Genomic DNA, 9,712 nt, shown 5'->3' with positions numbered 1-9,712 from the left:
TTTTTACAGCACAATTTTGGAAAACGACAATGTCATTCGACTAAATGACATAACATCTTATTTTCACCTATCCTATGGAGAAAATTGAACTTAGCAATGGTACTAAGTCACACCGATTTGAAACAACTTCAAGCACTAAGAAAATGAGTTAATTATAAATTCAAAGAGGTTGTCTAAAAAGCCCTTTTTTCAATCTTTGTTTAATTGTGGGAAAGTAATTCTTTAGGTTTTTAAGAAGATACAGATACATATGGATTCATCTAGATCGAAAGCGCCAAATTTAGATATTTTAATCATAATTAGCAAGATTATATATATCACGTAACCTATTTCAGAGGGTTAAAAAAGCGTAAAAGGGCGTTCAAAAAGTGTTTGAAATCACTTTTCGGACAGCCCTCTTCTTGCTTGTATATAATTGACCATTAATAATGAAGATTTGAGGTTTTATGTATTGCGAAATTTAATTCATTTTCTCTTTCCTTGACTATTGTCATTCCAATACTACGAAGAACTCAGAAAATAGTTTAAATGAGGTGCATGGGCCAACTCTTGTTAATGAAAACTACAACTGTAATATATCCTTCCCTATCATTACGTTTTTTTGTAAAATAACATTAGTTCAAATTATAGATACAAATGAAAGAAGAAACTACTTCTGAACCTTGCTATGCCAAGAGTTGTATTAATTAGAGAGGGTGTTACCTATCAGATATTTTACTGGTATTTTATATGTAGTTGCTGGTCTACTTTTCTTGTTATTATATTATTCTAATTCGTTTAGAGAAGAAGTATCACAACGAGGAATTCCAACAGAGAATTATGATCAAGCAAGATTGATAGGCTTTATTTTTATTATATTAGGGATCATTTTAATTATTTTTAAAGCCTACCGTAAACGTAAACTGAATGCTACAAATAAATAATTTTTTTAAAAACAGGACAAACACTAATGCTTGTCCTGTTTTTTTGCTTATACATCATATTTTTCTGGATTAGAACCCACTCGTTCATTTTTATTGATAGCATCTATACTTGCCATTTCTTGAACTGATAATTCAAAATCAAAAATATCCGCATTTTCTTGTATACGTTCTGCTTTTATTGATTTTGGTATCGTAATAATGTTGTGCTGAATATCCCATCGTAAAATTACTTGAGCTACGCTCTTGTTATGAGCTTGGGCAATTTCCGTTAAAACAGGATGGTCAAGTAAGGTACCTTGTCCAAGTGGTGACCATGCTTCTACCTGAATATTGTGTGATGTACAATATGCCCGTAATTCTTCTTGAGATAATAATGGATGACATTCAATTTGGTTGATCATTGGCATAATTTCCGCATCTTCCATTAGATTCTCTAAATGATGTTTATGAAAATTACAAACGCCAATGGCTTTTACTCTCTTTTCTCGATACAGTTGTTCTAGTGCTTTCCATGCGTCTTTATATTTCCCTGCAACCGGCCAATGAATTAAATACAAATCGATGTATTCAAGTTGCAATTTCGCTAAACTTTCATTAAATGCTGCAAGTGTTGCTTCATATCCTAGGTCATCATTCCAAACTTTTGTCGTAATGAATAATTCTTCCCGTGGTACTCCGCATTCTTTAATACCTTGTCCGACACCTTCTTCATTTTTATAAATAGCAGCAGTGTCGATTGCACGATAACCACTTTGAACAGCTGATTTAACCGATCGAACAGCTTCATCATGCTCCATTTTCCATACGCCTAAACCAAGCTTTGGCATAGCTAGACCATTACTTAACGTTGTGTATTTCATTTTATCCTCCTGTTACATACATTGTTGGCTCAAATAGCTCCATTACATTTTCTTCTATTTACATTATGCAATTAATTTATAAGTCTTTATACAAACGAATCATGTCACGACATTGTATACCATTCTCATAAATCTCTTCATCATAATGGCGAATAAAGAAGTCTACATCAACTCCAGCTATTCTAAATCCACTTTTTTGATATAGAGCGAGTTGCCCGATACTCGAATTGCCAGTTCCAATTTCAATCGTTTTATAATCTTGTTCCTTGGCAGACTCCATCGCATGTTTGATCAGTTTTTTGCCGATTCCTTGATTGTGATGTGCCTCAGCAACAGCAATATTCACTACTTCTACTGTTTCTGGTCTCGTTGGAAGTAGTACGTACACGCCAACTACCTCTAGATTAGTAATGGCAATATAGCATTGACCTCTTTCTACATAGTCATTTACAATCTTCGGTGAAGGATCCGCCAGTAAAAGTAGATCCATCGGTGCCTGTTCATTATTATGTAATCTACGTATTTCCATAAACATGTCTCCTAGTAAATATAATAAGTAAGTTTTACTTTACTTGCAAAATAAGAAAAGCTACCCACTAGTTAGTATAACGGACAAGAGGGTAGCTCGAAATAATTATTTTGTTATTAATTTCAATGGTGCTGCAATATGATCTTCTACTTTCTTACCTTTTAAATGATCCTTCGCAGCTCTTACAGCGAGCTCCCCAATTAACTTTGGTTGTTGAGCTACTGTTGCTGCTAATTTGCCTTCTTTCACAGAATTTATAGCATCTTCATTACCATCAAAGCCAACTACTAATATATTTTTCCCTGTGCTATTAATAGCTTCAATTGCACCTAGTGCCATTTCATCATTATGTGCAAATACACCTTGAATATCTGGATTACCTTGAAGCATGTTTTCCATTACATTTAGACCTTTTGTACGGTCAAAATCAGCTGTTTGCTTCGCTATAACTGATAATTGTTTATCAGCAATGTTATGGAAACCTTTACCTCTTTCACGAGTTGCTGATGCTCCAGGTACTCCTTCTAATTCAGCGATTTTTGCACCCTGTCCTAGTTTATCAACTAAGAACTCGGCTGCCATTTCCCCACCTTTTGTATTGTCAGATGCTACAAGAGTAACAACTTCACCTTTTTCTGAGGAACGATCAAGTGTAATAACTGGGATACCAATACTATTTGCTGATTGTACAGCCGCTGAAATGGCTGCTGAATCAGTAGGGTTGATAAGGAGCACATCCACGCCTTGTTGAATTAAGTCTTCAACATCATTTACTTGTTTTGCCGAATCATTTTGTGCATCAACTATAACTGTTTCCATTCCGTTCTTTTTCGCTTCTCCTACTACCCCATCTTTTAGGGAAACGAAGAAAGGATTATTTAATGTTGAAACGGATAAACCGATTTTCACGTCTTTTAAATCGCCGCTTTTTGAAGGTTTAGCCCATTCTGGCGGCTCTAATGAACAACCTGCTAATATAATCAATGAAATTGATAATAGTAAAATCCATGCTTTCTTCATTGGAAGTACCCCCTACGCTGATTTCTTGCGGTCAACCATAACAGCTGCCAGAATAACTAACCCTTTAACAACCATTTGGAAAAATGATGATACGCCTAGTAAATTCAAACCGTTGTTTAATGTACCGATAATTAAAGCACCGATTAATGTACCTACAATCCAACCTCGTCCACCTGAAAGGCTTGTACCACCAAGAACAACAGCCGCGATCGCATCAAGTTCATATGATGTTCCTGCAGTAGGCTGAGCAGAATCAAGACGGGAAGTTAAGATAGCACCAGCAAGTGCTGCTAGTAAACCTGCCAGTGAATAAATCATGATTTTCACTCGATCAACTTTAATACCTGAGATTAATGCGGCTTTCTCATTACCACCAATTGCATATGTTTTACGTCCAAATGACGTTTTATGAAGAATCACCCATAGAATAGCAAATGTTAAAATCATTGTGATAGCTGGAACAGGAATACCTAAGAAATATCCGCGACCAAATAATTGGAATGCATAGTTGTCACCTAAGCCAGTGATTGGATTACCATCAGTGTACACAAGTGTTAATCCACGGAAAATTGTCATTGTTGCTAGTGTTGCAATGAAAGGAGCCATTTTTCCTTTCGTAACAAGCACACCGTTAATTGCACCCATCATCGCTCCTAGAACACAGCCAATCAAGATTGCAATAATTGGGTCTAAGCCTGAAACAATCATACCTGCCATTAGAGCACTTGAAAGCGCCAATATACTACCCACCGATAAATCGATTCCACCAGTCAAAATAACAAATGTCATACCGTAAGCAATCAATGCATTAATAGCTACTTGACGCAGTAAGTTAAGAATATTAAGAGGTGCTAGGAAACTTGGGTTAATAATAGATACAATTGCTACAAGTAATAATAAACCTAGAAGTGGTCCTAACTTTTGCGTTAATGATTTAAGGTGATTTGATTTCCCTGACTCGTGTAATACGTTCATATTACTGACCTCCTGTTGCTAATGTCATGATTTTTTCTTGTGTTGCATCAGCTTTCATTAATTCACCTGCAATGCGCCCTTCATGGACAACTAGAATACGATCGCTCATTCCTAGTATTTCAGGTAACTCAGAGGAAACCATGATGATGGCAACGCCACGCTCTGTTAGTTCATTCATTAATTGGTAAATTTCACGCTTTGCACCAACGTCGACACCACGCGTTGGTTCGTCTAATATTAATACTTTTGGGCCGATTCCAATCCATTTGGCAATAACAATCTTTTGCTGATTACCGCCTGATAAGTTGCCTGCTTTCGTTTCAGCTGACTGCGTTTTGATACTTAATCTCTTTATTAATAGATTCACGAAATCATTTTCAGTTTTTTGATCGATAATAACTTTTGGAGCAAAGCTTTTCAAATTCGGCAAGGCCATATTTTCACGAATAGAAAAGTCTAAAACTAGCCCTTCATCTTTTCGGTCTTCAGTAATAAAACCAATTCCTAAATTAACAGCTTGACTTGGGCTTTTAATATTCACTTGTTTACCATTGATATAAATCTCGCCCGCTGATTTACGGTCTAACCCGAAGATGGTACGCATAATTTCTGTTCGCCCAGCTCCCATTAAACCAGAAAAACCAATCACTTCACCTGAACGAACTGAAAAGTTCACATCTTCGAATTTACCAGTTTGGGCTAGTCCTTTTACCTCTAACACCGTGTCTCCTATTTTCACATCTCTGTTTGGAAAACGATCTTTCAATTCACGTCCAACCATTTTCTTTACAACTTCATCGAAATTCGTTTCAGGAATAGGCTTAGTGTCAACTGTCTTACCATCACGCATGACCGTAATACGGTCACAAATGCTAAAGATTTCTTCCATTCGATGTGAAATGTAGACAATGCTCACACCTTTACTTTTCAACGAGTTAATAACCTCAAATAGCTTAACAATCTCTCGTTCTGTAAGAGCTGCTGTTGGTTCATCCATAATGATTACTTCGGCATTGGTCATTAACGCCTTTGCAATTTCAATCATTTGTTGCTCACCGACAGAGCATTTGCCAGCTAACTGATCAAGTGAAATCGTTACAGATAATTTCTTAAATTGCTCTTCAGCAAGCGCTTTCATTTCTTTCGTTTTCAATAAACCAAACTTTGATTTCAATTCTTTTCCGATGAATAAGTTTTCAAGAACGGTCATCTCCGGCCACACATGTAGCTCTTGATGAATAAAGGCAATTCCGTTTTTCTCTGCTTCTTTCGGATTTGAAAAATACTTCTCTACTCCATTAATTTCTATGGTACCTTGATCTCGTTTATGAAGACCTGTCAATACGTTCATCATCGTTGACTTTCCAGCACCATTTTCGCCCATCAAAGCATGAACTTCTCCAGGTAGTAATTCAAAGTCAACACCTGTCAACACTTGGTTCGTACCAAATGATTTATGAATTCCCTTCATTGTAATTCTCATAGAAGCACCACCTTTTAGAAGAATACACCGGCTTGTAAGATACAATTAGCATACGGTGTTATTTCACCTGTTCGAATAACTGCCTTTGCCTGATTTGTCATTATTTTAAACTCTTCATGAGTAACATACTCAACTGGAGTATCAGTAAACTTTTCTATCATATAATTATGAACTGATTCGTTCCTTGCTTTTATTTCTTCGGCGAGGATGATTTTTTCAATCACCATGTCGTCGGATACTGCTGAAACCGTCACCTCATAGCTTGGAAAACCTGGTGTTAAAGCTAAATCAATTTTTGTTATACCATCTGGAACTGGTAAACCTGCATCTCCAATCACAATTAAATCAGTATGACCGAAATCGGCTAATACTTTTGCGATATGACTGTTCAAAATACCTTGTTTCTTCATGCAAGTTGATCCTCCACTTCTTTACGATTTGGCATGCCACCTTGTGCACCGAATTTTGTAACAGATAAGGATGCGGCACGGTTAGCAAATCGTAAACTTTCATCGAATGTTTTTCCTTCGGCGATGGCCACTGCAAACGCAGCATTAAATGTGTCACCAGCTCCCGTTGTGTCTACAGCATCAACTATATATGTTGGTACGACCACTTCTTCGTTTCCGTTAAAGTAACGAACACCATTTTTACCTTCGGTAATAAATACTTTCTTAGGATATAAACGCAATGCTTCATTCACATTTAATCCTTTAAATAAGAGAGCAGCTTCATGTTCATTAGGTGTAATATAAGTAGCTCTTTGAATAATTTCCTCATCAATTTCACGCGCTGGCGCTGGGTTAAGTAGTAATGGTACATCGTATTGTTCACAAACGACGCTCACATAAGCAATGGTTTCTAATGGAATTTCTTGTTGAATCATTACAATATCTGCTTGTTGTATGATATCTAGAGCTTCACTTACAAAGTCAGCAGTTACAAGATCATTTGCACCTTTTACTACAACAATGGAATTATCTCCTTCAGCTAAAATAATATGAGCAGTACCTGTCTTTGTATCTGTAACCGGTTTCACATTGTCGGTATGAACACCATTCTCTTTAAAATTCTGTAGAATAGCTTTACCGTAATGATCGTCACCGATGCAACCGATCATATATACTTCTGCCCCTAAGCGAGCGGCTGCTACCGCTTGGTTTGCACCTTTTCCTCCGGGAACAGTTTGAAAACTTTCGCCAAGAACTGTTTCACCTGCTCCTGGGCGAATTGAAGATGTCACAACTAAATCCATTGAAGAACTTCCAATTACTACTACTTTAACCATGTTCAATCACCTTTCTCGTTGTATTTCTTTCTATAAAAGTTACAGGTAATCGAATACTTTGCTTATCTACCTGTTGTTTCTTGATTAGCTGTATTAATAAAGCTGCTGCTGTTTTTCCCATCTCATACGCCGGTTGACGAATAGTTGATAGCGATGGAAAAACAAATTGGCATAGTGGTATATCATCGAATCCAATTATTTGTAAATCATCAGGGATTTTCTTCCCTAATTGAAGTGCTTCATGAAGAACGGCAGTCGCTGTCACATCATTACTAGCTATGACACCATCCGTATCTGAGTATTTTTGAAAAATCTCCTTCGCCCACACTTGTGCATCTTTAAATGAAAACGAAGTGGTCGACATAACATTAAAATCTACATTTGATTGAGATAGTACCTCTATAGAACCTAGAAAACGTTCTTGAGCTGGTTCAACATGTGCAGGTCCTTTCAAAATCGTAATACGTTTACTATTTCGTTTAATCAATTCCTGAGCAGCTATTCGACCGCCTTCTCTACCATCAGCATAAATAGAATACTCTTGTTTCGAACCGCGATCTAAAAATACAGTTGGAATTTGTAAATCTTGATAATTCGCTTTTCCAGCTGCATTTGTAGCAGATATAAAACCAACAACATTATTCTTTACAAAGGTTTGTATATATTCTTGTTCTTTCTCAGACTTTTCATCACTATTTCCAAACAACAAATGAAAGCCATGTTTTTGAATTTCGTCTTCTACTCCTCGAGCTAGTTCTGGAAAGAATGGATTTGTGATGTCTGGCAATAGCAACCCAATTAGCCGTGACTCTTTCCTGAATAGAGATCTTGCTACTTCATTAGGGCTATAATCCAACTCTTGAATGGCTCCTTCTACTTTTTTACGAGTATCTTCGTGTACGTAACCCGTTTCATTCAAAACTCGTGAAACTGTGGCAACTGATACACCTGCAGCTTTCGCAACATCTCTAATTGTAGCCATCTATATCATCACCATCCTTTCTGCAACTATGTGTAACCGTTTACATGTTTAATTTAACACAATTGTTCTCAGATAACAATACACATTTTAAAAATATGATAACAGTGGCAGAATAAAATGAAGAGTGATTTACAGCGCCTCATTTTATTCCTCTAGGTTCATTTTCACTTTTTTCGGTAAAGCCTTAAATATCAATTCATAAGACTCTTGTAATCTTGCTAGAATAAATTCTTTCGGCGCATCACTCTTTTCTAACTGAATGGAAAACCAATGAGTTTTATTCATATAATAGCCTGGCGTAATGCCATGATACATGTATTGATATTCTTCATTTTTTTCTGGAAGGCATTTTAGCGTAATAATTTCATCACCCTCTTTATTATGACCAAGCATACCGAACATCTTGTCAGCAACTAAGAAACGATCAACTCCCCACTCTTCTTTCCATTCACATTCTGCTCCTTTAAATTGTATACCACTCTCTACTAACCAGTTGTACTTATCTACTAGCTTCATGCGATTACCTCTCTCTTTTTGATATAGTATTCGTCTCTTTTGCTTAATAACATTCGCTATCACTACGTATTGCACTTATGAGAATAGTTTATCAAATGCGATCCTTCAAATGTATAGTAGTCTTTTTAAAAACAAGAGAGCAATAAAGTATAAGATGTAACATAGAAGGAATTACCTTTTATTTATTGAATTCTATTAATAATATTATTGTGAGGAGTGAATTAAATGATTATGGAAGAGGCTATCCTCAACAGGAAAGGTGCCACAAAAGTGAGCGAAATTCCTACTGAGATTTTGCAATTTTTAAATCAAGGGAATTTAGAAAGTGTTAATTTAACAGAATGGCTAGCTATAAACCATATTGAATTACTGCATAATGTCTTACCGTTGATAGGGCTTAAAGATAGTTTAGATTTTATAACATCTGAATTAAAAAAACAAAATGTCGAAACTGGAATGAAGGTCATACGAATGACAGGAGCTTTACTGGATCAAGTAATACTCCATGAAAGTGAAGAAAAAAAAGAAGAAATATTAGTTTATTTCTGTAATCACATCTCCGATAGTATTCGATGTTGGGCAGCATTTATGAATAAAAGTTCAAATGACACATTAGAAGCTAAACTGAAATACATACGACCTTTTGCTGCCGATCGTCACTTTGGTGTTCGAGAAATTGCATGGATGTCTATTAGAGAAGACCTTTCACTTAATATAGAAAAAAGTGTAGATTTGTTAGTAGACTGGGCAAAAAATGAAGATGAAAATATTCGTAGATTCTCTGTCGAATCAATCCGTCCTCGTGGTGTATGGTGCAAACATATTGAGATTTTAAAACAAGAACCTGATAGAGCACTACCTATTCTTACTTTACTTAAATCAGATTCATCTAAATATGTACAAGATTCAGTTGGAAACTGGTTAAATGATGCTAGTAAAACTAAACCAGATTGGGTAATCAACCTATGCGATGAATGGGCTAAAGATACTGATATAAAGTCTACTCATAGAATTATAAAAAAAGCCAAACGAACAATAATGAAAAACAAATAAGCCTTTTAATAATAAGAATTTGAATGCTATCAAAGGACAATACATATCGATTAAAAATCAAATGTAATGTCCTTCTATTTATA

Annotated in this window: 11 protein-coding genes; 2 read left to right on the top strand and 9 right to left on the bottom strand. The window is 35.9% G+C overall.

What is annotated here, in order from left to right; all coding sequences use genetic code 11:
• The first annotated feature begins 695 nt into the window (after positions 1–695).
• Positions 696–923 carry a hypothetical protein gene (locus V7014_RS16175; protein ID WP_335508467.1) on the top strand — a complete coding sequence of 76 codons (228 nt, stop codon included), beginning with the start codon at positions 696–698 and terminating at the stop codon, positions 921–923.
• A gap of 47 nt (positions 924–970) precedes the next feature.
• Here the strand turns inward: V7014_RS16175 and V7014_RS16170 are convergent, their stop codons facing one another.
• The 9 genes from V7014_RS16170 to V7014_RS16130 form a co-directional block, all read right to left on the bottom strand.
• On the bottom strand, positions 971–1,783 hold the full coding sequence (locus V7014_RS16170; RefSeq protein ID WP_335508466.1) for an aldo/keto reductase: 813 nt from the start codon (positions 1,781–1,783) through the stop codon (positions 971–973).
• A 76-nt stretch (positions 1,784–1,859) separates the two neighbouring features.
• Entirely contained in the window at positions 1,860–2,312 is a 453-nt protein-coding gene (locus tag V7014_RS16165) for a GNAT family N-acetyltransferase (RefSeq protein WP_335508465.1), read from the bottom strand.
• Positions 2,313–2,417: 105 nt separating this feature from the next.
• Positions 2,418–3,332, bottom strand: coding sequence for a ribose ABC transporter substrate-binding protein RbsB (gene rbsB / locus V7014_RS16160; protein ID WP_335508464.1), 915 nt, complete (start codon positions 3,330–3,332; stop codon positions 2,418–2,420).
• A gap of 12 nt (positions 3,333–3,344) precedes the next feature.
• Positions 3,345–4,307 carry a ribose ABC transporter permease RbsC gene (gene rbsC, locus V7014_RS16155; protein ID WP_335508463.1) on the bottom strand — a complete coding sequence of 321 codons (963 nt, stop codon included), beginning with the start codon at positions 4,305–4,307 and terminating at the stop codon, positions 3,345–3,347.
• Between the two features lies 1 nt (position 4,308).
• A complete protein-coding gene (locus V7014_RS16150) occupies positions 4,309–5,790 on the bottom strand; it encodes a sugar ABC transporter ATP-binding protein (protein ID WP_335508462.1) in 1,482 nt (493 codons plus the stop codon).
• Positions 5,791–5,804: 14 nt separating this feature from the next.
• On the bottom strand, positions 5,805–6,200 hold the full coding sequence (gene rbsD / locus V7014_RS16145) for a D-ribose pyranase (RefSeq protein WP_335508461.1): 396 nt from the start codon (positions 6,198–6,200) through the stop codon (positions 5,805–5,807).
• Positions 6,197–7,078 carry a ribokinase gene (gene rbsK / locus V7014_RS16140; protein ID WP_335508460.1) on the bottom strand — a complete coding sequence of 294 codons (882 nt, stop codon included), beginning with the start codon at positions 7,076–7,078 and terminating at the stop codon, positions 6,197–6,199. The genes rbsD and rbsK overlap by 4 nt, the downstream gene beginning before the upstream one ends.
• Positions 7,071–8,060, bottom strand: coding sequence for a LacI family DNA-binding transcriptional regulator (locus V7014_RS16135; RefSeq protein ID WP_335508459.1), 990 nt, complete (start codon positions 8,058–8,060; stop codon positions 7,071–7,073). The genes rbsK and V7014_RS16135 overlap by 8 nt, the downstream gene beginning before the upstream one ends.
• Positions 8,061–8,204: 144 nt before the next feature.
• Positions 8,205–8,576 (bottom strand): MmcQ/YjbR family DNA-binding protein, encoded by a 372-nt coding sequence (locus tag V7014_RS16130; protein WP_335508458.1) that lies wholly within the window; start codon positions 8,574–8,576, stop codon positions 8,205–8,207.
• A 225-nt stretch (positions 8,577–8,801) separates the two neighbouring features.
• Between V7014_RS16130 and V7014_RS16125 the strand changes: the two genes are divergently transcribed.
• A complete protein-coding gene (locus V7014_RS16125) occupies positions 8,802–9,629 on the top strand; it encodes a DNA alkylation repair protein (RefSeq protein ID WP_335508457.1) in 828 nt (275 codons plus the stop codon).
• Positions 9,630–9,712 lie beyond the last annotated feature (83 nt).

This window comes from Bacillus sp. JJ722 (assembly GCF_036963345.1).
Classification (GTDB): Bacteria; Bacillota; Bacilli; order Bacillales; family DSM-1321; genus Bacillus_AD.
Note: the sequence above shows the minus strand (reverse complement) of the source record. Positions and strands in the feature narration are given on the sequence as shown.

What these genes read in the sequence shown, in the direction of transcription:
- rbsD (WP_335508461.1), bottom strand. Translation starts at nt 6,200, where the DNA reads ATGAAGAAACAAGGTATTTTGAACAGTCATATCGCAAAAGTATTAGCC.
- V7014_RS16130 (WP_335508458.1), bottom strand. Translation starts at nt 8,576, where the DNA reads ATGAAGCTAGTAGATAAGTACAACTGGTTAGTAGAGAGTGGTATACAA.
- rbsK (WP_335508460.1), bottom strand. Translation starts at nt 7,078, where the DNA reads ATGGTTAAAGTAGTAGTAATTGGAAGTTCTTCAATGGATTTAGTTGTG.
- V7014_RS16150 (WP_335508462.1), bottom strand. Translation starts at nt 5,790, where the DNA reads ATGAGAATTACAATGAAGGGAATTCATAAATCATTTGGTACGAACCAA.
- V7014_RS16165 (WP_335508465.1), bottom strand. Translation starts at nt 2,312, where the DNA reads ATGGAAATACGTAGATTACATAATAATGAACAGGCACCGATGGATCTA.
- rbsB (WP_335508464.1), bottom strand. Translation starts at nt 3,332, where the DNA reads ATGAAGAAAGCATGGATTTTACTATTATCAATTTCATTGATTATATTA.
- V7014_RS16125 (WP_335508457.1), top strand. Translation starts at nt 8,802, where the DNA reads ATGATTATGGAAGAGGCTATCCTCAACAGGAAAGGTGCCACAAAAGTG.
- rbsC (WP_335508463.1), bottom strand. Translation starts at nt 4,307, where the DNA reads ATGAACGTATTACACGAGTCAGGGAAATCAAATCACCTTAAATCATTA.
- V7014_RS16135 (WP_335508459.1), bottom strand. Translation starts at nt 8,060, where the DNA reads ATGGCTACAATTAGAGATGTTGCGAAAGCTGCAGGTGTATCAGTTGCC.
- V7014_RS16170 (WP_335508466.1), bottom strand. Translation starts at nt 1,783, where the DNA reads ATGAAATACACAACGTTAAGTAATGGTCTAGCTATGCCAAAGCTTGGT.